Annotated in this window: 16 protein-coding genes and 2 pseudogenes; 11 read left to right on the top strand and 7 right to left on the bottom strand. The window is 67.2% G+C overall.

Annotation, left to right across the window (positions count from 1 at the left end):
- Positions 1-258: 258 nt before the first annotated feature.
- Positions 259-1,839 (top strand): CocE/NonD family hydrolase, encoded by a 1,581-nt coding sequence (locus K1T34_RS42355; RefSeq protein ID WP_220240271.1) that lies wholly within the window; start codon positions 259-261, stop codon positions 1,837-1,839.
- Here the strand turns inward: K1T34_RS42355 and K1T34_RS42350 are convergent.
- From K1T34_RS42350 to K1T34_RS42335, 4 genes and pseudogenes are all read right to left on the bottom strand, one after another.
- On the bottom strand, positions 1,836-2,288 hold the full coding sequence (locus tag K1T34_RS42350; protein WP_255637973.1) for a hypothetical protein: 453 nt from the start codon (positions 2,286-2,288) through the stop codon (positions 1,836-1,838). The genes K1T34_RS42355 and K1T34_RS42350 overlap by 4 nt on opposite strands.
- Before the next feature lie 248 nt (positions 2,289-2,536).
- Positions 2,537-2,743: a DUF417 family protein gene (locus tag K1T34_RS54935; protein WP_370643857.1), complete on the bottom strand. Its 207-nt coding sequence runs from the start codon at positions 2,741-2,743 to the stop codon at positions 2,537-2,539.
- Between the two features lie 62 nt (positions 2,744-2,805).
- Positions 2,806-2,988, bottom strand: a complete 183-nt coding sequence (locus K1T34_RS54930; RefSeq protein ID WP_370643519.1) for a DUF417 family protein — start codon at positions 2,986-2,988, stop codon at positions 2,806-2,808.
- Positions 2,989-3,068: 80 nt separating this feature from the next.
- Positions 3,069-3,694, bottom strand: a pseudogene (locus K1T34_RS42335) (alpha/beta hydrolase).
- 717 nt (positions 3,695-4,411) lie between these two features.
- Between K1T34_RS42335 and K1T34_RS42330 the strand changes: the two are divergent.
- The 5 genes from K1T34_RS42330 to K1T34_RS42310 all read left to right on the top strand — a co-directional run bounded on the left by K1T34_RS42330 (position 4,412) and on the right by K1T34_RS42310 (position 8,579).
- Positions 4,412-5,233 carry an SDR family oxidoreductase gene (locus K1T34_RS42330; protein WP_255637972.1) on the top strand — a complete coding sequence of 274 codons (822 nt, stop codon included), beginning with the start codon at positions 4,412-4,414 and terminating at the stop codon, positions 5,231-5,233.
- Positions 5,234-5,274: 41 nt separating this feature from the next.
- Positions 5,275-5,712, top strand: a complete 438-nt coding sequence (locus tag K1T34_RS42325; protein WP_220240267.1) for a cupin domain-containing protein — start codon at positions 5,275-5,277, stop codon at positions 5,710-5,712.
- Positions 5,713-5,932: 220 nt separating this feature from the next.
- A complete protein-coding gene (locus tag K1T34_RS54040) occupies positions 5,933-6,292 on the top strand; it encodes a hypothetical protein (protein WP_255637971.1) in 360 nt (119 codons plus the stop codon).
- Between the two features lie 154 nt (positions 6,293-6,446).
- Entirely contained in the window at positions 6,447-7,259 is an 813-nt protein-coding gene (locus K1T34_RS42315; protein ID WP_220240266.1) for an aminoglycoside N(3)-acetyltransferase, read from the top strand.
- 147 nt (positions 7,260-7,406) lie between these two features.
- Positions 7,407-8,579 (top strand): cation:proton antiporter, encoded by a 1,173-nt coding sequence (locus tag K1T34_RS42310; protein WP_220240265.1) that lies wholly within the window; start codon positions 7,407-7,409, stop codon positions 8,577-8,579.
- Positions 8,580-8,687: 108 nt separating this feature from the next.
- Here the strand turns inward: K1T34_RS42310 and K1T34_RS42305 are convergent, their stop codons facing one another.
- Positions 8,688-9,872, bottom strand: coding sequence for an epoxide hydrolase family protein (locus K1T34_RS42305; protein ID WP_220240264.1), 1,185 nt, complete (start codon positions 9,870-9,872; stop codon positions 8,688-8,690).
- Positions 9,873-11,332: 1,460 nt separating this feature from the next.
- On the opposite strand from K1T34_RS42305, the gene K1T34_RS42300 reads away from it, so the two are divergent.
- Complete coding sequence (locus K1T34_RS42300) at positions 11,333-11,488, top strand: hypothetical protein (protein ID WP_220240263.1); 156 nt, start codon at positions 11,333-11,335, stop codon at positions 11,486-11,488.
- 347 nt (positions 11,489-11,835) lie between these two features.
- Here the strand turns inward: K1T34_RS42300 and ctaD are convergent, their stop codons facing one another.
- Positions 11,836-13,608 (bottom strand): cytochrome c oxidase subunit I, encoded by a 1,773-nt coding sequence (gene ctaD / locus K1T34_RS42295; RefSeq protein ID WP_220240262.1) that lies wholly within the window; start codon positions 13,606-13,608, stop codon positions 11,836-11,838.
- A 1,911-nt stretch (positions 13,609-15,519) separates the two neighbouring features.
- Positions 15,520-16,011, bottom strand: coding sequence for a hypothetical protein (locus K1T34_RS42290; RefSeq protein WP_220240261.1), 492 nt, complete (start codon positions 16,009-16,011; stop codon positions 15,520-15,522).
- A 511-nt stretch (positions 16,012-16,522) separates the two neighbouring features.
- Between K1T34_RS42290 and K1T34_RS42285 the strand changes: the two are divergent.
- The 4 genes and pseudogenes from K1T34_RS42285 to K1T34_RS42270 form a co-directional block, all read left to right on the top strand.
- Positions 16,523-16,825 (top strand): annotated as a pseudogene (locus K1T34_RS42285) (acetyl-CoA C-acyltransferase); the annotation flags it as partial.
- A 1,657-nt stretch (positions 16,826-18,482) separates the two neighbouring features.
- Complete coding sequence (locus K1T34_RS42280; RefSeq protein WP_255637970.1) at positions 18,483-19,172, top strand: RNA polymerase sigma factor; 690 nt, start codon at positions 18,483-18,485, stop codon at positions 19,170-19,172.
- A 318-nt stretch (positions 19,173-19,490) separates the two neighbouring features.
- Positions 19,491-20,387: an SDR family NAD(P)-dependent oxidoreductase gene (locus tag K1T34_RS42275; RefSeq protein ID WP_255637969.1), complete on the top strand. Its 897-nt coding sequence runs from the start codon at positions 19,491-19,493 to the stop codon at positions 20,385-20,387.
- Positions 20,388-21,873: 1,486 nt separating this feature from the next.
- The gene (locus K1T34_RS42270; protein WP_255637968.1) at positions 21,874-22,833 is read left to right on the top strand and encodes a serine/threonine-protein kinase; all 960 of its coding nucleotides are present in this window, start codon (positions 21,874-21,876) and stop codon (positions 22,831-22,833) included.
- Position 22,834: the final 1 nt, after the last annotated feature.

Below are 22,834 nucleotides of genomic sequence, written 5' to 3'. Positions count from 1 at the left end.
ACGGCCAGTATGCGCCAGCTGTCCGGCGAGGAGCCCCGTCAGTTTTCTCGAGCCGGACACCCAGGACCGACCCCGGAATTGCTATTCCGCCCGAGCCTAGTCCCGCTCTTCCTCCGCACAAGCGCCCGAACGCCCGACAACGCTGACGAGATGAGCGGCTCGTCGATTCCGCCAAACGACCTAGCCACGACGGCGCGATGATACGATCCGGAATAGCTATTCCGATCCGTGCGCGCCTCCGACCACGAGGAGAACCCCATGGCCCGGTCCCGCCGAGCCGGTGCTGTCGCTCGTGCGGTCGGCGCTGCCCACCGAGCAGTGTTCGGCCTCCCACCCGGCGGACAACCGTACGAGGTCACGCACGGCGTCGCCGTGCCGACGCGTGATGGTGCGCAGTTGCTCGCCGACCTCTACCGGCCGGTCGGCGAGGCCCACGGCACGGTGCTGATCCGCACGCCCTACGGCCGGGGCCTGCCGGAGAGCCTGTTCCACGGCCGGGCGTTCGCCGAGCGCGGTTACCAGGTCGTGCTACAGAGCGTTCGCGGTACCCACGGCTCCACGGGTGAGTTCCAGCCGATAGCGCAGGAGGCGGCGGACGGACAGGACACCGTCGCGTGGCTGCGCAAACAGCCGTGGTTCACCGGCCGCCTCGCGAGCGCAGGCGGTTCCTACCTGGGCTGGGCACAGTGGTCACTGCTGCAGGATCCGCCGCCGGAGCTGAGCGCGGCCGTCGTGATGGTCGGGCCGCACGACTTCGGCCGGGCTATCCGCGGTACGGGCTCGATCGCGCTCGCCGATTTCCTGGGCTGGAGCACCACGATGCGTGCGCAAGGCCGCGGGCTGCGTGCACTCCTCGCCGCGCGCCGCCGCCTGGCCGCATCGCTGCGCGAGCCGACCCCCGAAGCGGCCACGGCGACGGCGTTGGGGCCCCAGCGCACATGGTTCTCCGACTGGCTCGCACACTCCGACCTCGAAGATCCTTTTTGGACTCCCTACGAAGCCTCGGCAGCACTCTCCGCGACGCGGATCCCGGTGCTGCTCATCGGCGGCTGGCACGACGTGTTCCTCGACCAGACCCTCGAGCAATACGACCGTCTCGACGCCGACGTCGCCCTGACGATCGGCCCGTGGACGCACCTCGAGACGGCGCTGAAAGCCGCGCGCACAGCCGATCCCGAAACCCTGGCCTGGTTCGACGAGCACGTCGCCGGCGCCGGTTCCCGCCGGCCCTTCCCCGTGCGCGTCCACGTGACCGGCGCCGCCGAGTGGCGGACGCTTCCTACCTGGCCACCGAAGACCCACGCGCACACCCTCGGCCTGACCGGTAACGGGCAGCTCGTGGACGAAACCGGTTGGGGCAGCGCGGAGTTCCGCTACGACCCAGTCGATCCCACGCCGTCTCTCGGCGGCCGCCACATGTCCGCTGGCGCGGGCCGTCGCGACAACCGTCCACTCGAATCGCGCGACGACGTCCTCACCTTCACCTCCGCACCCCTCGCCAGCGAGCTCGAAGTTCTCGGCGCACCCGCCGTCGAGCTGCACCTCACCACCAGCACGGCAGCCAGCTTGTTCGTGCGGCTGTGCGACGTCGATCCGCGCGGCCGCTCCTGGAACGTGACCGAGGCGTTCACGCGACTCGCCCCCACGTCTGGCCCCGTCATGCTGCCGCTGGGCTCGTGCGCCCACCGGTTCCTTCCCGGCCACCGCCTCCGCCTGCAGATCTCCGGCGGGGCTTATCCGCGCTTCGCCCGCAACCCCGAGCCGTGCGAATACACGATCGCGTGTGAACATTCCCACCTCACGCTGCCCGTCGGAGGGGGCGTCGACGCCTCGGCCTAACGCTCATCCGGCAACATCAACGCCAGTGCCCGGGAGCGCTCGTGCAGGTGCGCCGCCAGCCGGACCCGAAGTCCCCGCAGGTCGGCGAGCGCGATCACGACGCGCGCCACCGGCTGGTAACCGACGGCCTGGTCGTCACGCCCGCACGGGCCGCTGACGTAGGTGAAGTCATCCTCGGCGTCGACCTTCGGCGCCGCCCACGCCTGAGCGTGAGCTCGCTCGGGACGGGCGAACCGCGCCCGCCAGTACAGCGGCGTCTTCATCACCTCACCGACCGCGGCGGTGAAGGCGGGCACTTCGGCTGACGGCAGACCCAGCCCCCGTCCAGGCCACACGCGCGGCAGTGACCATGCCTCGCTGTCGTCGCCGGCGGCGCAGGTGAAGATGGCGTCCTCCGCAGTCATCGTGACCGCCCACAGCTGCATGGCGCGGGTACGCGAAATCTCCATCGCACCTCCTCGTCGACAGGGTGAATCGCCCAGTGAAACAAGGCCGCGGGCGACGCGCAACAGGTAGCCACGAACGAGGCTCGACGTCGACGGAAGCCCGCGCGCCTCGGGTGAAGTCGTGATCGATGGCGTCCTGCCGGACCTCGTGTTCACCACCGACAACGCCCCAGCGCCCGTCGTCCAGATCGACCATTACCTGGCGCACCTGCGCACCGCGGTGACCACCTTGGGAGCCGACCTGCGAACGGTCATCGGCACGCGGCGGAACCGCCTTCACCTGCTCCGATCGATCTGTCCCGGGCGGCGGTCAGCGAGTCGGCGGCGGTGAAGAGGGAGGCACCAAGGAGCACACCGTCCTTCAAGAGGGCCTCGCCCAGCACTGACAGCTGGGTCATCCGGTGCCCCTCACGCCAGGCTTCCGGTGTCGTGACCAGGAAGCTGAGCGTGCCGACCATCATCCCCGCGGCCCCGAGGCTGCCCACGGCCGACGCCCGCGGCGCCAGTGGCTTCGCCGCGATCAAGGAACCCGAATGATCTGAGTGATTCCGATGAGCCGCCCGAGCCTCCGCGCACCCAATTTCTCACGCGGCCATGACGTGAGCGGACTCGCGGTGACCAATGGCTCCGCGTTCTCGACCTCGTAGTCCTGGGACTTCAACACCCCGACCCACACGAAGCACGCTGTAAGCCCACCCCGCATCACCGGCAAACCTGCCGAAGCCAACGCGTTTGGCGCCGAGGCCGCAGCGCGCGGCCGTTTCGTGGTGGCCCGCCGCGAGTTCATTGCACGGCGTGGACCGCGCTCGCGATGAGCCGCAGCACGTCGTCGGGATGGGAGACCATCGCCACGTGGTTCGACGCGACCTCGACGGTCGTGGCCTTCATCCGCGCGGCGAACAGGCGCTGGGCCTCGGGCGGGATCGCCTGGTCGCCGTCGGCCACCAGGAACCACGCCGGGTGCGACTTCCACGCCGGCACCCCCATCACCTCGTCGAGGGCCGACAAGGCCAGCGGCTGCTGCACGGCGAACATGACCCGCGCCTTGACCGGGTCGACGTCGGCGGCGAAGTGGTTCACGAAGTCGTCCTCGGGCAGCCACGCGAAGCCCTGCTCGTCCACGTCCAGATGCGCCAGCGCCGCGCCGAGGGGGCCCTGCTCCAACAGCTTGCCGATCGTCTCGCCCTCGTCCAGGCCGAACGCCGCGACGTAGACGATCCCCACGACGTTCGGCGCGTCCGTCCCCAGCGCGGTGACGATCTGCCCCCGTACGAATGCCCCACCACGAGCGTCGGCCCGCCCTGGCGCCCCAGCACCTCACGCAACCGGGCGACATCACCCGCCAGCTCGGACTCCGGGAACTGGGGTGCGGTGACGGTGTAGCCGTCAGCCTGCAACCGCTCGATCACCGCGCTCCAACTGGAACCGTCAGCCCACGCGCCGTGGACGAGGACGATGTTCGGTCGACGAGCCACGCTGGTTCCTCCCCTGGACAGCGGCGTTATCAACACTCCCCTGTAGACACTTCTGTGGCGGACGCCGGGACCTCTTCCCCCGTCGGGGGTGAACCTTCGGTTCAAGGGGATCGGAGGCGATCCCGCATTCAGTCACGTTCCAGAGCAGACATGGTCCGTCGCCCAGCTCGCATCGCCACGCGTCGACCCGCATCAGCCCGAACGACGTCATCACGTCGCCGGCGGGGCTGCTGGTTTCCGAACGGATACGGCCTCCGGCCGCAATCGCCCCGGTCGCTGGACACGTCGATCAGCACGGAATTCCCGGCCACGCCGGACGCGCTGAGGTCGCAGGGGAAGTCCGCCCGGGCGTCACCACTCTCAACCTGCTGCTGACCGCGTGGCGACCCGACCGGTGCCGCCCTGCGGTTCGGCCTTCCACGCCACCGATGCGTTCAGAATCCGGCGATAGAGCAGAAGCGGTGACGAAAGACCCTTCATGACTGAGTAGGCGCGCGGGACGCTCACTAGCGGGCCCGCAAGAAGAAGGGGCGAGGCACCGCGGGCCCGTCGATCAGGGGATGGCGCCGGTTGTTATTTCCTGACCGACTCGTGTCGGCTTGCGCGCTCCGGCCATGGGGGTCGCGGGTCGAGATTGGCCATACCTGATCGGTGCTGGTGCCGCCAACTGACACGGCGGTCTCGCGCGGGCCGGGTGCCTCGATGGCAAGGGGAGGAACACTTATGAAGATCGTGGTCATCGGCGGTACCGGTCTGATCGGCTCGAAGCTCGTGACCACGCTCGGCGAGCACGGCCGCCAGGCACTGGCCGCATCGCCGAACACCGGCGTCAACACCCTCACCGGTGAAGGACTCTCGGACGCCCTGGCCGGAGCGTCGGTGGTGGTCGATGTGGCGAATTCGCCGTCGTTCGAGGATGCCGCGGTGATGGCGTTCTTCGAGACCTCGACCCGCAATCTGATGGCCGCCGAGACGACGGCACGCGTCGGCCATCATGTGGCGTTGTCGGTGGTGGGCACCGAGCGGCTGGCCGCCAGCGGCTACTTCCGGGCGAAGATCGTGCAGGAGTCACTGATCAAGAAGTCGTCGATCCCGTACTCGCTCGTGCACGCCACGCAGTTTTTCGAGTTCGTCACGCGCATGGCGGACGCGGCTACCGAAAGTGGCATGGTCCGGGTGGCGCCGGTGCTTTTCCAGCCCATCGCGGGCGAGGACGTCGCCGAGGTGGTCGGCCGGACTGCGGTGGGCTCGCCTCTGAGCGAGACGCTCGAGGTCGCCGGCCCCGAGCAGTTCCGGATGGACGAATTCTTCCACACGGCGCTCGCTGCCCGTAACGATCCGCGCGAGGTGGTGCCAGACCCGCACGCACGCTACTTCGGAGCCGAGCTGAGCGAGCAGACCCTGGTGCCGGCCGGACCGGCGATCCTCGGCGAGATCCGTTACGCCGACTGGCCCGGCCGGACCGGGAAGTAACGCCGCCCCTCGACCACCCATCCAACGTGGAGGAGATTCACATGGCGAACACAGATCCGGCGCCGACCGGGCAGAAACAGCGATCGACGGCGTGGCAGACGGCGTTCACCACGCTGCAGGAGGCGGACCCGCCCTTCATTCCGGCGGGAGCCCACGTGATGACCGTGGTCGTCGAGTATCCACCCGGCGATCCCGGTGCGCCGCCGCACCGGCATCCCGGCCCGGCGTTCGGCTACGTGCTGGAAGGCGAGATGGTGCTGGAGGTGGAAGGCGAACCGGAACGCGTCGTGCACGCCGGCGAGGCGTTCTGGGAGCCGGGTGGCGATGTCATCCATTACCAGGACGGCAACAACCGCGAGGACGTCCCGCTCCGTTTCACCGTCACGATGCTGTGCGAACCTGGAAAGCCGATGCTTGTCCTGGTGGAAGAAGCCGAGCTCGCCCAGCGCAAAGACCGCCGTGCCCCTCGGAAGACCTGACCGGCCTGGCGAGGCGGTGCCGTCTTGATCCCCACGCTCGAAAAGTCGTCGCTATCGCCGTGCCCAGCACCGACCCGGCCATTTGTCGTGGCCGCTCCGGGGAAAGTCCACCAGCGCGGCAGCAAACACAGCGCCGATCCGCAGGGCGCCCGAAGGGAGCTGGGGCGCCAGGAATGATTGATCCGATGGCCACCGCCGGACGGGCGCCGCACCGGAGCATGTGGCGAGCGCGCTCGAACCGGTTCAGCGTGCGCTGACCGCCGTGGCGGACTCGCTTGCTACGCACTTCGCCGATTGGGGTGCGGTCGGTCGCTTCGTGACCGGTCGAGTCCAGCCACACACAACTGAAACGGAGGACGAGCCGATGCATTTTGATGAACACATCAAGCCACTGTTTCGCCAGAGAGACCGCGATGCGATGAACTTCGCCTTCGATCTCTGGTCCCTCGACGACGTTTCGACCCACGCCGACGCCATCCTCGGCCGGCTCGAGGCCGGCACAATGCCCTGCGACGGAGCATGGCCGGCCGAGCGGATCGCGGTCTTCCGCCACTGGATCGACGCCGGCAAACCCGCATAGCCAGGCACGACGCTTGGCCTGAAGAGGCAGCTCACGACGGCCACCGTGACTTCACTCGCCGCCAGGGATTTGCGCAATGCCGCTCCTCGTCCCAGCCCTTCCCAGCACACCATCGTCGTGCGTTGAGGTCTGAGTCTGAGCTGGAGAAAGACAGATGAGTCAATCCGCACTCACTACTGATGATCTGGTCGCGGGGTGGCGCCGAGTTGGGGTCGAGGAGGGAATGGACATGATCGTGCATTCGTCGCTGTCCAGCCTCGGCCCCGTCGACGGTGGCGCCGCGACCGTGGTGAACAGCCTGCTGCGCGCCGTCGGCGCCACGGGGACCGTGGTCGTGCCCACCTTCACCCCGAACGTCGCCGATCGCGATCCAGAGCATGTCGGCGTCCCGGATGAAGGAGTCCGGGAGCGACGGGACGCAGTACCCACGTTTCACTGCACCATGCCGTCCAGCATGGGCGCGGTCGCGGAGGCCCTCCGCTCGCTGCCTGGCACCGTCCGCAGCTCGCACCCCCAGGCGTCGGTGGCCGCGATCGGCGCGCGAGCCGGACAGATCGTGGCCGGGCAGCCACTCGGCTTCGCCCTTGGCCGTGACTCACCGTTGGAACGCCTTTACGACCTCCGCGGCGCGATTTTGCTCATCGGTGTGGGACACAATCGAAACAGCTTCCTCCACCACGCCGAAGCGCTCACTCCGCGTCCCCGCCTGACGCTGCGGCGGTTCCCGATGATCACCCACCGGCAGCGGATCTGGTGCGAGACCGTCGATGTCGCCGACGACAAGGACACCTACTTCCCTCTCGTCGGCCGAGACTTCGAACGACGCTTCGGCATCAGGGAAGCCATCGTGGGCCGAGCGGGGTGCCGGCTTTTTCACGCCCGCCCGTTCGTGGACTTCGCCGTCCAGCGGCTCAGCGAATTCCTGGTACCGGAGCGGGAATTCGAGCCCGACCGAGAAAACGGGTGACCGCTGACCGGACGGGGGCCTGGTGCATCTCGCGCGGATGTTCAAGGGCGCCGACGTGCGGCCACCCAACGCGGGGAATGGGACGCCGGTTGCCGGTTCGACCACAGCAAATCCCGATACCGGTGATCTGGTGGAGGAGGACTCGTCGTGCCGGATGTCGAGTTCGTCAATCTCTTCGCAGTCGCAGCGATCGCGCTCGGCGCGCCGCTGGTGCTCGCGATGCTGCCCGCCGTGCGGATCCCCGCTGTGGTGCTGGAGATCGTCGCCGGCATTGTCGTGGGCCCGTCAGTGCTGGGCTGGGTCCACCCTGACCTGCCGGTGCAGATCGTCGCCCTGCTGGGGCTGGCGTTCCTGCTGTTCCTGGCAGGGCTGGAGATCGACGTGCACCGGTTGCGCGGCGGGACGCTGCGGCTGGCCCTGCTCGGCTACGCCGTCACTCTCGGCCTCGGGGTATTGGCCGGACTGGGTTTCGGCACCGCCGGGTGGGTGCACAGCCCGCTGCTGGTCGCCATCACGCTGTCGGCCACCTCGCTCGGGCTGGTCGTGCCGGTGCTCAAGGACGCCGGGCAGGCTGGCGGCGCGCTCGGGCAGGCGGTCATCGCTGCCTGCTCGGTGGCCGACTTCGCGGCCGTGGTGCTGCTCTCGGTGCTGTTCTCCTCCGCCGGCGCCGGCGGAGGAGCCCGGGTGGTGCTGCTGGTGATGTTCGTGGTGCTGGTCGCCGTCACCGGGCTCGTCGTTTCCGTGGTCGGCCGGTCCCGCCGGCTGGAGACCGCGCTGACGCGGCTGCAGGACAGCACCGCCGAGATCCGCGTGCGGGCGGCGGTCGCCCTGCTGATCGCGTTCGTCGCTCTGGCCGAAGCGTTCGGGCTGGAGTCCATCCTCGGAGCGTTCCTGGCCGGCGCGGTCGTCGGCCTGCTCGACCAGGACACCGCGTCGCACCCTCGCTTCCGGGCCAAACTCGAAGCCATCGGCTACGGGTTCCTGATCCCGGTCTTCTTCGTCGCCAGCGGTCTGCGGCTGGATCTGTCCGAGCTGCTGGCCAACCCCGCCGCGCTGGCCAGAGTGCCCTTGTTCCTCGCCGCCCTGCTGCTCGTGCGCGGCGTACCCGCACTGCTGTACTGGAAGACGTTCGGGGCCCGCAGCACCGTGGCCGCCGCGTTGCTGCAGGCAACGTCTCTGCCGTTCGTCGTCACCGCGACCCAGATCGGGGTGGCAACCGGGCTTCTGACGCAGGTCACCGCCGCCGCGCTGGTCTGCGCCGGTCTGCTGTCGGTCTTGCTGTTCCCCGCCGGCGCCCTCGGCCTGCTGCGGAGAGCCTGAAGCCCGAGGCAGCGCGTACCGCCCGGCGCGACCGAGTATCGGTGCGCGCACCCCTGCACCCGAGGCGCGCGGTGACACCGTGGTGTCGCCGCGCGAACCGAAGCGGGCTCAGGATTTCCGCAACGGCCGGAACGCGGCCCGCACCTCGGTCGCGAACAGGTCGGGCTCCTCCCACGCGGCGAAGTGGCCACCGCAGTCGACCTCGTTGAAGTAGGTGAGATCGGGGTAGACCGTCTCGACCCAGCTGCGCGGGGCAGCCCAGATCTCGCCGGGGAACGTCGTGAAGCCGACCGGGACAGAGACCGGCGGAGGAACCAGGCCCTGTGCCTGGGCCCGGCCGAATTCCCAGTACCACCGGGCGGCCGAGGCGCCGGTGCCCGTCAGCCAGTACAAGGTGATGTCGTCGACGATGTTGTCCCGAGTGAGGTCGCCCGCGGGCTCGCCGTCGCCGAACGCGCGAGACATCTTGTAGTAACTGTCCGTGTCGTGGTCGAGCATCCAGGCCGCCAGCCCGACAGGTGAATCCAGCAGGGAGTAGCCGATCGTCTGCGGCCGGGTGGACTGCTCCAGGAAGTAGCCGAATCCGTCCGTCGTGAACGTGGTCACCGCGTCGTGCGCTGTGCGTTCCTGCTCGGACTCCGCCGGCAGTTGGTCCTTGATCCCGATCGCGGCGGCGAGCAAGTTGACGTGGATACCGAGCAGCCCCGCGAGCGCTTGTCGGCCCATCGCGTCCGTGACGGTGGCGCCCACGTCGCCGCCCTGGGCGACGTAGCGCGTGCAGCCGAGGCGGTCCATCAGCTCCGTCCACGCGCGTGCGATGCGGCCGGACTCCCAGCCGAGCTCGGTCGGCTCGCCCGAGAAGCCGTAGCCCGGCAGCGACGGCAGCACAAGATCGAAGGCGTCCTCGGCCTCTCCGCCGTGCGCGGTCGGATCGGTCAGCGGGCCGACGACCCCGAGCAGCTCGACGACCGAGCCCGGCCAGCCGTGCGTCATGATCAGCGGCAAGGCGTTCTCGTGCTGCGACCGCACGTGGATGAAGTGGATCTCGACGCCGTCGATATCGGTCGTAAATTGCGGCAGCGCGTTCAGCTTCGCCTCGAACGCACGCCAGTCGTGATCGGTCGTCCAGTAGCGGGCCAGCTCCTGAACGGTCGCCAGCTGCACGCCCTGGGACCGATCAGTGACCAACTCTTGGGCGGGCCAGCGCGTCGTCGTAATCCGGCGACGCACGCCAGTGAGCGCTTCCTCCGGCGTGTGAAGTCGGAAGGGGCGGATTTCGTTGTCGTTGGACATGTTCTCCTCCTATCGGGCCGGGTCGACCGGCGCTCCCGCCCCTCTTTGGCACGCCGGGCCAGGTGATCCGGGCCTACGCACAACGCCCGCGTCACCTCGTTGTGCCCGGCCGGTGCGACCGCCCCGCACGGTGCGTACCGGCCGGGTTTCCCACTTCCGCTTGGTCGGGTTCAGCTTGCAGTCGTCCCAGCGCGGACCGGCCGCGCGCACGACGAGGATCGGCAGGTACGCGTGGATCCGCGCCTGGGGCGAAACGAGACCGCTCACACGCAATCTGGTCCCGCACCACCGACGAGTCGAGCACGGTGGAGTCACGCGCGACCCAGGTCTCCGGATGCGCTACCTGAATGTCCAGTTGCTCGGACGCGATCGCGTCCATTGTGTGTTCCTGCACCGTCGCCTCCAGCCCGATGCGCACGGGATGCACCGGTCTGCGAAGAATTTCAGTGCACGCCATTCACGTGAACGCAAGATGAACGAAGGCGGCATCATCGTGCACCACGGTACGAGCGCAGGTCCCGGCGGACTCTGTGACCTGTCAGGCTTCGCGGCTCGACGTGAAAAGTGCGGCACCGGGGAAATCCATGAACACCGAGAACTACCCCTTCTTGGTGCCCGAGGCCGCTGAGCGTCTAGACATGAGGTTCGAGGACGTGCTCGACACATCGACTGGTCGAGTCGTGCTTGCAGCGCAATGCACGTCCCGCTTCTTCAGAGGGTGCGGACCGGAATGCGTGTCTGGCGTTGCCCTCGCTGTGACCGCCGCGTCCGGCCGTTGGTTACGTCCTCACTCGTGGCAGGTGATGTGCCGGCCCCAACGCAACTGGTGGTCTTCGCGAGGGCAGTGGCCGCGGCGAGCGTGAAGGTGCCGCGATGCCGACGTGGAGGTCAAGCGCGAGGAGAAACTCTCGCGCGACGAGGCCGCCCAGCGGTTCGCCACGCTCGCGAACCGGGGCTGGCTGGAGCTCGGGCGCGGGGCCGCCCAGTGAACGTGCTCGCCCCGGACGTGGTACAGGTCGAGGTCGAGCGGAGATCGACGGCGATGAGTGTCCTTGAGATGGAACTGAATTGGTCAACTGCGGCGCCAGCGCGAAGCATCCGGACGGTCCCGGCGAAGCGGGCCACCAGGTCGAGCCGGCGATCACGCGGAAGAACGAAGTGACTCTGGCCTTCCGATTCTGGGCTGCCACGTGCCACTCGTTTCGCTGCGGTGTCGGCACGGAAGTCGCTCATCCAGGACGTGATCGCTTCCGGTGTGCCGTTCGAGACCGTCGCGCCACGCTCGGAGCCGACGCAGCAACGCGAACGACACGTCGTGCGGCATGGAACGCCCACCGAAAATCTCGAACCGGGGACATCAGCACCCCGGCGGTCGGCTCGTGAATCTTCCGTATCCGGGCGGGAGTGCTCCGCTGTGGCACCGGTTGTCGGGACCGCCCGGTGTGGCCTGGGCTGGATCGGTGGCCGGTTCTGTGGCTGCTCGACGGCTCGCCCGCGCCGCATGGGTGACGCGGAACGGGCAAGGGAGAAACCCCGGCAACACCACCGCCGGCCACTACCTCGCCTTCCTCACCATCGCCGCCAGCATCACCTGCTACAAGAAACTCACCAAGTGAGACACGCTCTTATTCCCTGTTGTCGGCCGGTGGTCTTCCAGAGAATGGTCCCGGGGTGCTGCCGAATGACCGCACCCGACGGCGGGCAGTGGGCCCGTGCTGCGCCAGGCGATCGGAGGCCGTCTATGTCCGCGAACAGCGAACTCCAGTACCGCGTCCTGGTCTCCGGGCTGCTCCCGGTCGACGGCTCGCCGCTGCCGGACGGCACGCCTCCGCGGTGGTCGCGGTGATCGCGCCGCTCAACGTCACGTTTGCCCCCACCGACAGATCGATCGACCCGATCAGGATCAAGACCATGCTCGCGAGCGATAGCGGCAGGAGCACCGAGTCGACGAGGGTGGACGCAATTATTGCTCGCTTGCGTTGTCCTTGTCGTGGTTGTCAGCTGTGGTTGTGGCGGCGAGCTTCTGTGACGGTGCGGCCTGGTGGCGCGGCTTGCCGAAGAAGCCGATCTCGCCTTCGGTTTGCAGGCGTTCCACCATGTGCGGGTAGTGCAGCTCGAACGCGGGACGTTCGGAGCGGATGCGCGGCAGCTCGGTGAAGTTGTGCCGCGGCGGCGGGCACGACGTGGCCCATTCGAGAGAGTTGCCGTAGCCCCACGGGTCGTCGACCGTGACGATCTCGCCGTAGCGGTAGCTCTTGAACACGTTCCAGATGAACGGCAGCGTGGACGCACCGAGGATGTACGCGCCGATCGTGGAGATCGTGTTCAGCGTGGTGAACCCGTCGGTGGACAGGTAGTCGGCGTAGCGGCGGGGCATGCCCTCGGCGCCGAGCCAGTGCTGGACCAGGAACGTGCCGTGGAAGCCGATGAACGTCGTCCAGAAGTGCCACTTGCCGAGCTTCTCGTCCATCATCCGGCCAGTGATCTTCGGGAACCAGAAGTAGATGCCCGCGAAGGTCGCGAACGCAATCGTGCCGTAGAGCACGTAGTGGAAGTGCGCCACCACGAAATAGCTGTCCGACACGTGGAAGTCGATGGCCGGCGCGGCCAGCAGGATGCCCGTCAGACCACCAAGCAGGAACGTAACCAGGAATCCGACGGAGAAGATCATCGGCGTCTCGAAGGACAGCTGGCCCTTCCACATCGTGCCGATCCAGTTGAAGAACTTCACGCCCGTGGGCACGGCGATCAGGAAGGTCATGAAGGAGAAGAACGGCAACAGCACAGCACCGGTGGCGTAGAGATGGTGCGCCCACACGGAGAAACTGAGCGCGGCGATCGCCAGCGTCGCGAACACCAATCCCTTATAGCCGAAGATCGGCTTGCGGCTGAACACCGGGAAGATCTCCGACACGATCCCGAAGAACGGTAGCGCGATGATGTACACCTCGGGATGGCCGAAGAACCAGAACATGTGCTGCCACAGGATCGCCCCGCCATTTGCCGGGTCGAACACGTGCGCCCCCAAACGGCGATCGGCCTCCAGGCCGAAGAACGCGGCCGTGAGGATCGGAAACGCGACGAGGATCAGAATGCTCGTGACCAGGATGTTCCAGGTGAAGATCGGCATCCGGAACATCGTCATACCCGGCGCGCGCAGGCAGACAACGGTGGTGATCATATTGACCGCACCGAGGATCGTGCCCAGACCGGACACGATGAGGCCGCAGATCCACATGTCCGTGCCGGGGCCTGGAGTGTGGGTTGCCTCCGACAATGGCGTGTAAGCAGTCCAGCCGAACTCGGCCGCACCCCCGGGCGTGAGGAAGCCGGAGATGACGATCAGGCTCCCGAAGAGGTAGAGCCAGTACGAGAACGCGTTGAGCCGCGGGAATGCGACGTCGGGCGAACCGATCTGCAGCGGCAGCACGAAGTTCGCGAACCCGAACAGGACCGGGGTCGCATACATCAGCAACATCACCGTGCCGTGCATGGTGAACAGCTGGTTGTACTGCTCCTGCGACAGGAACTGCAGTCCGGGCCGGGCCAGTTCGGTGCGGATCAGCATGGCCATCGCGCCGCCGGCCATGAAGAAGGCGAACGCCGTGACCAGGTACATGATGCCGATCTGCTTGTGGTCCGTCGTGTGGAACAACCGCAGCAACGCGGCGCCTTTCGCGGAAATGCGCGCGGGATAGGGCCGCGTTATGACCGGGCTGGGCGCGGTGGTCCGCATGATTTCCTCCGGCTAGGTGCTGAACTGCGTGGGTTTTCGATCCTGCATCCGGAACTTGGGAGCCGTTCGGCTGCATCGGTCCGGCCTGATCCTTCGTGGAGAACTCGCCCTCTCGGACCGAAACGTTCAGCCCGGACCCGGTTCCAGGTCTTGGTTCGCGGCATCTCGGACGATCTGCAGTGCCGTCGCTGTCTGCCACGATGTGGGAAGGATCATCAGTCGCCCTTGTACCGGTCTCCCCGCCGCGGGTCACCATGGTCGTCGTAGCCGTTGGTCTCCCTGAGATCTGGCTCGTTATCGACCGTCCGGGTGATTCTTGAAATCCACTTGCGCTCTCACCGAAGTGCAACTCGGGAACCGGTCGCCGCGCGCGTCCGCCATGGATCTCAGGCGGCCCACCGTTCGTGTTCCGTACCGCCCAGACAGTGATGAAGCCGGCGTCGTCCTGCGGCCGCTCCGACTCGGGACGCGTGTCGATCGACACCCCGTCGCACCACATGTCGGAGTTCGACCAGGAGGTCACAGAGCGGATGTGGCTGCCGTACCGGTCGCCTGACAGGGCGCGGCGCTCGTTCCTGGTCCAGGTCGCCGGCGTGCCCATGAGCCCGCCGACCTGCCACGCGTACTGGACACCGTGTGCGATGGCGTGGGCAAAGATCGTCGGGTTGGTGGTAACCCCTGTGACGGAGCAGGTCCGCATGAGCCTCGTAAAGCCTTCATTCTCGGTGGGATCTCGCGGCAAAGCGTGCAGCCGTACCGGACATATCTCCTCGTGCAGCGTTCGCAAACGGTCGCCGAGAACCAACACGAGTCCTTTGTCTGTCGCACTTCGTCGACCGAACCTACCTGGACCATATGGTCCGAATCACGCTCCAGGAGCATTCACGCCTCGACGACCTGGCCGATGCGGCCGTGGGGGCGGCCGCACACGGAGCACCCCGAACCCATGAGGACAACCGCCAGGCGAAGGGAAATCTGTTCGAGGTTCACGGAATCCACCTGCGTTCGACACGGATCCGGTGCGGGAACAGGGCGGTCGGCGTGAACGCGGCGGCTGCCGGGGACACGTGCGGGACGAGGGCGGCCTCGCGGTCGCGCAACGGGAAACGACGGGTGCCGGGCGTCCGGCACGGGGCAGGCCGAAGGTCCGCATCAGATTCCACCTTCCGGTCCGGAGCAGATTGGGGGCGGACACCGGGCGAAGTGGCCGGGAACCGGGCGTCCGCGGGCGACGGGAGCCTGTTGAGCATCGCGGTGGTGGGGGTCACCTCGCATTCCTGCCACCTGGAGTTCGCACCCCCACCGTCACCGGCGTGGGGCCGGCCACCGGACACGTTGTCTATCGTTTAGCAGGTGAGCACAGCCGAGCTGGTGTCCCGGTACGGCGATCAGCTCCGGCTGGCCCCATACGCCACAGGCAGTGTCTACAGCCCAACTCGCCACCCCGCGGGGCCGACCTCGTCGCGGACGTGGCCAGATACTCCCGTAACACTGGCCGGCCAGGCGCGGCCGAAGCGATGGCGCGATGGCCAAGCTGACTGTGCCGTATCACGTCCCCGACATCGCCGGTCCGACAGTTCGGGCCGAGCAGTGGCGGAACGGAGAGTCTGTGGAGACGGTGTTCGAACGGCAGCCGCAGTGACTCATCCGGCGGCGGCGAGGCTCGCCGCCGGATAGTTGACGGCCGTCCAGGCCACATCGTTCACGAAGTTGGTCAGGACGAACTACACCGACAGGCTGACGGTTCTCTACGGCCTGGGCATGCTCGGACGGGCGGTGGTCGTCATCGTTCACAGCGGAGGCCACCAGGGCTCCGGGGCTCAACGCGGGGTGAGGGCGGGAACGGCGACGACACGGCTTCGAGCGTATGCCCCGTTTGGTTCGCTGGGCCAGCGAAACCAGACTCCGGCATCAGTCTCGGCCTACCACTGGCATTCGGCCGATCGACAAGATCGAAGCCCGGCGGCGAAACGCGAGTGCGGCCAGCAGTAGTGCCGCCGCGGCCGCGGCCACGTGGAGCGTCACCGAGACTTCGAAGACCCGCGCCACGACGGGCACCCCCGAACGGAGGGCGACACGAAGACTGCTAGGCCCGCCGAGCACGAAATGCCACAGAACGCTCAGGATCAGCGAGCAGGCTGCCGAGACGATGACGAGACTCGCTCCGTCCCGTGACGCGGCCCGGAAATGGCGCGTGATGCCAATCGCCGGGCCGATGATGCCGAACACGACGAGGAACGACTCCTCCAGTACAGGCACACCTCCGACGAGCAACCCCAGCAACAAGAAGTCAGCCAGCACCAGCGCCGCGTGCACCGCGGCCGCGAAAGCCATGGCCCGGTCGACCCGCGCAACCAGCCGTGGCAGGCGAAGCACCACCTTGCCATTTACTGCGCCTGTCAAGGACTCCTCCTCCTATAGTCCGGAAGTGACGGGAAGCAGGACCCCGGCGCGTCGGCGAGCCGCCGCGCCGGGGTCCTGCGCCGCCCACACGAGGGAAAGCGCGATGGGCGCGCGCTGCCTTGCACAGTGGACGCCTGCGCCACCAGGCCCCATCACTCCGCAACGGCACAACCCGCCGGCAACCAGTCGCGCCAGTACGGACACACATGGGGGAAATTTTTCGGCCTCCGAAGACGTCATCACTTCACTACCGTGTGCTTGGCGCCACGCCCACCACATCTCTTACCCCCGGTTTGCACGATTCGTCGCCAAGATCGAAAGGCAGCGATAACGCATCCGCGGTCACGTGACGCCGCTTCGGCACCTAGGTGCTGTGCTCAGGCAGAAGTCTCACCGATGTCCGCCTCCGCGCTCGTGTCTCGTCGCGACGTCGTCCGACCGAAGGCCCGCCGCCGTGGCATGGCGCTTCCTGTGCGGCGAGGAGACAGGACCTGCACTAAGCAGACGCTTATTGTGCGCAGAATCCGCCGCCCGTTCGCCGATCGGTCGCGCGGCCAAGGGGTCGCTGGTCGACATGCGTCCCGACGACCTCACCGTGCATATTGTTAGGGCTGCGCTCAACAAGGTTCCACAGCTCGACCCCACCGATATCGGCGACCTGATGCAGGGCCGTGGCCGGCCCGGCGGCGAGTCCGGGTTCAACACGGGCCGCGTCGTTGCCGTCGAGCTGGGTTACGACCACCTGCCCGGTTGCACGAACCCGCGGTACCGCGGGTCGAGCCTGCAGACCACCCGCAAGGCGCTGCACGGTCTTGACGGGTGATGGACACGGCGGGCGTCGGCGACGGCTCGACCACGCCAAACGCCACTCGGGCGGCGGCATGTCGGGCACCGACAGCCGAGGTGGTCCGGCTTACGACCAGCGCGACATGGTGAATGAGGAGGTATGCTCTGTGCCGCTCGGCGATTCGCTGCTCGCGGCTCTGGACAGCCGGGCGACGGGCCGTCGTGGTCGATGTAGGGCCGCCGCTCGTCGCAGGTCCCGCCTGCTGTGGTGTGAAGTGAGGAAGTCGTTCACTGCCGACTCCTTCGTCTCGGAAAAATGTGGCGAAAAAGTATGGTCGCTTTCGCACAAGCGACAGTGTGAATCGAGCGTCGGATGCCGGTTCGCGCCTGGTCCACAAAGGATCATGGCGGCTCGTGCGGGTGGGCCGGCGCACCGGAACGCTCAGGCGCCATGACCGGCTTCCCGCGGCGTCACCGACGTCAAGGCCCCATGCCGTTATCGGTACCGGGTGAGTGACCGCCAGCCGGTATGGCCGATACCGGCCGGCCGGTACCCGGGCATTCCCGCCAGCAATGGGCACGCAACGGCCGCTGGCCGGAATGTGCGCGGGCGGCGGCGATGCGACTCTGTAGCCGTGTCATCGACGAACGAGCTGTCCTCTCAGGGCCCCGACCCCGAGGACTTCACCACGGTCACCGGGCGCACCGGCGCACAGTACCTGGTCGATTCGTGGGCGCCGGAAGGCAGTTGTCTCCTCGGCTCGCTGACCCATTACTTCGCTCTTCGCCACGATCGTGGCCGAATTGTTCTCGCTACGGCGTTTTCCCGGTGGCAGGGGCTGCTGGCCTCGGCCTTGTCGCGCCTGCAGGCCGCCGGTGACCTCGATTCCGGCGTGGCCGCGGAGGTCCTTGCCACTGGCGTCATCACTACACTGCAAGGAGGTTACCTGCCAGCGCGCACACCACCCGGAGCGCCGATCAAGGTCGAGCCGGGCTGGACCGGGTACTCATCTGGAGCCCGGGGTGACCGGTGCGAACCACCGGCGCAACGGCCCACTGTCCTGCTGCCGGTGAGCGGCGATCCTATCTGGATTGACGCCAGCGGCCAGCGCGTGGTGCTCGGCGAGCGCGATGACCGCGTGATACTGGGAGCGGGTGAGCCGTATCGCTGGGAAGCGTCGGGCGCTTCGACGAATACTCTGTTTTCGGCGGCTCCAGTCACCGTCGGCAAGCGGCTGACATCGCCCGTCACGGCTTCGCCCTATGCTCCCACCCGTGCTTCTTCGCCATCGGGCTCGACTTCGTCCGGACTATATGGTCCAAGTACCGTTCGATCGACGAGGAGCGACAGGGGAAGGCCCGTGGTGGTTCTCGCTACTCGGTCCTGTGGCCGTTCCACGCGCCGTCGACTTCTGCCGCATACACGCGGATTCGCCGCGCAACCCGCGGAGCGCAACCGGGCGACGTGTCGCAGCGCGAACCGACGCGCACCATCGGGTGGTGCTCCGACGCCTTGCGGGCGGCGCAACTCTCCTCTGACTCCCTCCCGGGCTGACCGCTCATCGTCGATGGCCATCGACGCAGTGGTGGACAAGTCAGTTGACGTGCCGTCAAAGCGGAAAGTGAAGGCGTAGCAAGGAGATTTCAAATGCAGAAGACGGTCACCGGCGAGAAGGTGAAGCCACATGACACCAGGCGCGTCCCGCATCCAGACGGCATACACCGCTGACGCTGGACGGAAGATCAGTGGACGAGTCCTGGTCGGTGGACGGAGCTTTGACCCCGCGTCCGCCGCCTGGGTCCAAGAATTGAGCCCTGGCAGCCCGGCATTCGAAGACGCCTGCCGCCGGCTGCACGCGATGCTCATCAAAATCGCCAGGAGAGAGACCGCACGCAGGTCGCCGGTCCTCCGGCTCACCGGCCCCGAACTCGAAGACTTGGCCCACCAGGCCGCGGCCGACGCCCTCATGCGGATCACCCGCAAGATCGGTGAGTTCCGCGGCGACGCGCAGTTCAAGACCTGGGCCTTCAAATTCGTCATCCTCGAGGTCTCGACGAAAGTCGGCCGGCACTTCTGGCGCGACCACCGAGTGTCTCTCGACCACGACGAGGCCGAGCGCGCTCGGGCCGCCGTCGGTGACGAACCGCCCCACCAGGTGCAGGCCACCGAACTCCGGGCCGCCCTCGCCCACGTCATCGAGAACGTATTGACCGAACACCAGAGACGCGTCTTCGTCGCCGTGGCCATCGACAACATCCCGATGGACGCCCTCGCCGCAAAACTGGAAACCAACCGCAACGCCATCTACAAGGCGATGTTCGACGCCCGGCGCAACATCCGCACCTACCTGGTGGACAACGACTTCATCGCCTGACCAGCAGAACGCACAGAACGGACCATCCGAACGACCAAGTATTCCCGAACAAAAGGAAGGCCCCTCGTACAGTCGCAGGCTCCACAGGCACGAGAGCGAACCGTCGCCCTGCCGCCGGTCATCAGGTGGCCCACCTGCCCAGCCTGACGCCCGCACTGACTGATGCCACCTTCTCCGCAACGCTCACTATCCTTCGGGTTCTTTTGGACGATGTCGCCTGGAGCTGGCTGCGAGACCTCGGTTGAATCAGCGCCGCGACGTGGATTGAACACTCACATCCAGGCGTCTCGCGCCACGTGACCCGGCGCCGCTATCGCCGTGGCGGCGGTGAGCAGTGGCACAGCCGCAGGTAAGAACCGCCGCCTGCGCGGCACGAACATTTTGATTGCTCGATCCGGGAACCGCCCGGCGTCGCGATTTGGTGAGGAAGGAACAACTGTCATGGGTGAGAGGTTCGATGGCCACAAGGTCGTGGTGGTCGGTGGCAGCAGTGGTATGGGGTTGGCCACGGCCCACCAGGTAGTCGCCGGAGGTGGCACGGCCGTGATCACGGGCCGGGACTCCGAACGAGTCCGGACCGCAGTCGACGCTTTGTCGCAGAAGGGAAAGGCCTGGGGCATCACGGCGGAGCTGACCGACCGTGACCAGGTGCCCGAGATCCGTAAGCAGCTCGCTGCCGAACATTCCGATGCGAACCTGCTCGTCAACGCGGCGGGATTCTTCATCCCGAGGGCGTTCAGCGAATACGACGAAAACTTCTACGACGCATACAACGAACTCAACCGCGCACTGTTCTTCATCACGCAGACCGTCGTCGCGGGCATGGTCGCGGGCGGCAAGGGCGGCGCCATCGTCAACGTCGGCTCGATGTGGGCGCACCAGGGCATCGCGGCGACACCGCACACTGGCTACTCCGTGCAGAAGGGCGGCGCGCACTCGTTCACCAAGGCGCTCGCGATCGAGCTGGCGCCCCATGGAATCCGGGTCAACGCAGTCGCTCCCGCGGTCGTCAAAACGCCCCTGTACCTGGGCTTCGTACCGGCGGACAAGCTCGACGAAACGGTCGACAGCTTCGCCGGCCTCCACCCGCTGGGAAGGGTTGGCACCCCGGAGGACATCGCAAACGCGGTCTCGTTCCTGCTCTCCGACAAGTCGAGCTGGATGACCGGCGCCATCGTCGACGTCGACGGCGGCGTCATGGCCGGCCGCAACTAACCCCGAAACCCAACTCCGGGGTCTCGCCGGTGGGGCCGCGGACGTGCGCGGACGCGTGCGCAGCCCGCGCCAGCAGGGACACCAAAGAAATCCCACCGAGAGCGTTGCCCGGCCGGCCCGCATGTGGTCGCACAAAGAACTAGTGACTAATTAAACGTGGAATAGCTCGGGTTAATCTGGAAAAGACCCACCGCGAGCGGCAGGCACGCCCTTGACGAGCACGGCGGGCGACCCGCCGTCGAGCGCGAACTCGGGCGTGATCGGGATGCAGCGCCGTAGTGCACACGCCAGACCCGGTGCGAGGTGGTTGCTGGCGGCGCCCGCGTCCTCGCGCTTGATACTGGCTCGGTAGGTCCACGCCGGGACTCGAGATCCCCAATAACGGCTACGAGGGATTTGTCCTCGCCTCCTGACATCTGCCGACAACCCAGCCTGACCGACTTCGAGACAGAACCGGCAACCTGCCCTATTGTCCACACAAGACCAGGGCAACGATGCCCGTGTCACTTCAGCTGTCCTCCGGGGTGCTGTGAACTTGCGTCGGTTTAAATCAGTCAGATGTCAGCCCGGATCGACGCGCGCGGCCAGAGTATAATGGTGGGCGAGCGCGGTAACCACGTGATAATGAAGCCGGGTGACCCGTCGCGCTGAAAGCGGCAAGCCCTTCGATGACACCCCGTATCCGGTAGCGCTCGCCACCGTCGACCGGTCGAGGATGTCGCCTCATCACGGCCTTGCGGCGACATCCTCGACCGGTCGACGGCGCAGTGTGCTCTGGCGGCATCCTTATCGCCGCCGCCATCCCACCCACCGTGTGGCCCGAACGCCGTGGCTTCGCAACGGCCTTCCAGGTCCCTGACACCTTGGTCCACCAAGGTCCTCTCCTGAGCACGCGGTAAAGAATCCGTGCCGCCGAGACGCACATGTTGGGGTGGGCGCCTTTCCATACGCGGCTGGTAAGTGGCGCTCGGGGGCGCCCGCGAACCCGGGGACGTTGTGTTGGCGGTGTCGACTGGGCCCTCGCATTGGTCGAGCCGGCAGATGGCCGCATTCATCACCCACACTGAAGGTGGCCGGGATTCGGTCGCCATCGGACCCTTCCGGGCACGCGACACCACGATCCCCGCCGGAGCAGAGACTATCCGCCTCGCGGAGTACCCAACTCTGCCACCGGTCAGCGGTAACCAACGTTCCGGATGCTCGGTAGCGCCGATGCCCCGACGAGGACGGGCGGTGTATTCGCTTCTCTTCATATAGGTTCAGTGCACCGCCGTCGAGTGTCGTGGCCGCTGCTGACCAGGACGTCGTTAGAAGATCGTGGTGAGGATGACGGTACCGATGCCGCGCCGATCCGCTTCGCGGTCCGCACTGCAGCACCGGCGACCCCGTTCGAGGTGGCGGGTATCGCGGGATTCCGGCTAACCGGCAGCAGGGTTTGGTGCCATCTGTGAAGACACGCCGGTCACCAAGCTCGATCGTTACTCGTATGACGAAGCGTGTGGAGTCACCAGATCGGAGCCCACGCCCCGCGAAGCCTCCGCTTTCAGCACTTGACCCGACACATCCGGCGGGCGCCGGCGACCACGGAGAGGGCCATGGGACCGAGTGTGCCGGGCGACTCGTGGCAGGCCGGTATCGAGTCGAGTCGCTACTGGCCCGCGGCGGAATGGCGATGATCTGGCTCGCCGAGGACGAGTTCCTACGGCGTCAGGTCGCGCTGAAGCAAGTCAACGTGAGCTACCGCGCATCCGCGCAATCACGCAGAGCCGCTCGCGTGCGGGCACTCCGGGAGGCGCGTACCGCTGCGCAAGTGGGCCACCCCGGCGTTGTCACGGTCTACGACGTCGTCAGGCAGGACGGCGATCCGTGGATCGTCATGGAACTGCTGCGGGGGCGGAGTCTGGCCGAAGCGCTCGACGCCGAGGGGCCGCTGCGGGGCGAGCAGGTGATCCACATCGGACTGAGCCTTCTCGACGTGCTGCGCGCCGTACACCGCGCGAACATCGTGCATCGCGATGTCAAACCGGCCAACGTGCAGCTCTGCGATGGTGCGCGGGTGATCCTGACCGACTTCGGCATCGCGATCGCCCCCGGCAGTGATTCACGAACTCAGATCCGCATAGTGGCCGGCAGCCCGGGCTATGTTTCACCCGAACGGCTCCGCGGGGGCAAGGCCGGACCGGCGTCCGACCTATTCTCTCTCGGCGCAACGCTGTTCACCGCCGTCGAGGGCACGTCGCCGTTCACCAGGGACAACATGGCCGCCACACTCGCCGCCGTGACCGAGGAACCACCGGCCCCGTTCTTGCGTGCCGGCCCGTTGCGCCCGGTCATCGAGGGTCTCCTGGCCAAGGAGCCGAACCGACGACTGAACGCCGACCAGGCATACACCGTCCTGCAGAGCATCCGGCGCGAGCGCTGCCGCACGGACCTGCAGATCCGGTGAG

The sequence above is a fragment of the Amycolatopsis sp. DSM 110486 genome (genome assembly GCF_019468465.1).
GTDB lineage: Bacteria > Actinomycetota > Actinomycetes > Mycobacteriales > Pseudonocardiaceae > Amycolatopsis.
The sequence above is the reverse complement of the archived record's forward strand: the minus strand, read 5'-3'. Positions and strand labels throughout refer to the sequence as shown.

Excerpts from the sequence above, each read along its gene's own strand:
- K1T34_RS42355 (WP_220240271.1), top strand. The coding sequence starts at position 259 with ATGGCCCGGTCCCGCCGAGCCGGTGCTGTCGCTCGTGCGGTCGGCGCT.
- K1T34_RS42350 (WP_255637973.1), bottom strand. The coding sequence starts at position 2,288 with ATGGAGATTTCGCGTACCCGCGCCATGCAGCTGTGGGCGGTCACGATG.
- K1T34_RS54935 (WP_370643857.1), bottom strand. The coding sequence starts at position 2,743 with ATGGTCGGCACGCTCAGCTTCCTGGTCACGACACCGGAAGCCTGGCGT.
- K1T34_RS54930 (WP_370643519.1), bottom strand. The coding sequence starts at position 2,988 with ATGCGGGGTGGGCTTACAGCGTGCTTCGTGTGGGTCGGGGTGTTGAAG.
- K1T34_RS42325 (WP_220240267.1), top strand. The coding sequence starts at position 5,275 with ATGGCGAACACAGATCCGGCGCCGACCGGGCAGAAACAGCGATCGACG.
- K1T34_RS42315 (WP_220240266.1), top strand. The coding sequence starts at position 6,447 with ATGAGTCAATCCGCACTCACTACTGATGATCTGGTCGCGGGGTGGCGC.
- K1T34_RS42305 (WP_220240264.1), bottom strand. The coding sequence starts at position 9,872 with ATGTCCAACGACAACGAAATCCGCCCCTTCCGACTTCACACGCCGGAG.
- ctaD (WP_220240262.1), bottom strand. The coding sequence starts at position 13,608 with ATGCGGACCACCGCGCCCAGCCCGGTCATAACGCGGCCCTATCCCGCG.
- K1T34_RS42280 (WP_255637970.1), top strand. The coding sequence starts at position 18,483 with ATGACACCAGGCGCGTCCCGCATCCAGACGGCATACACCGCTGACGCT.
- K1T34_RS42270 (WP_255637968.1), top strand. The coding sequence starts at position 21,874 with ATGACGAAGCGTGTGGAGTCACCAGATCGGAGCCCACGCCCCGCGAAG.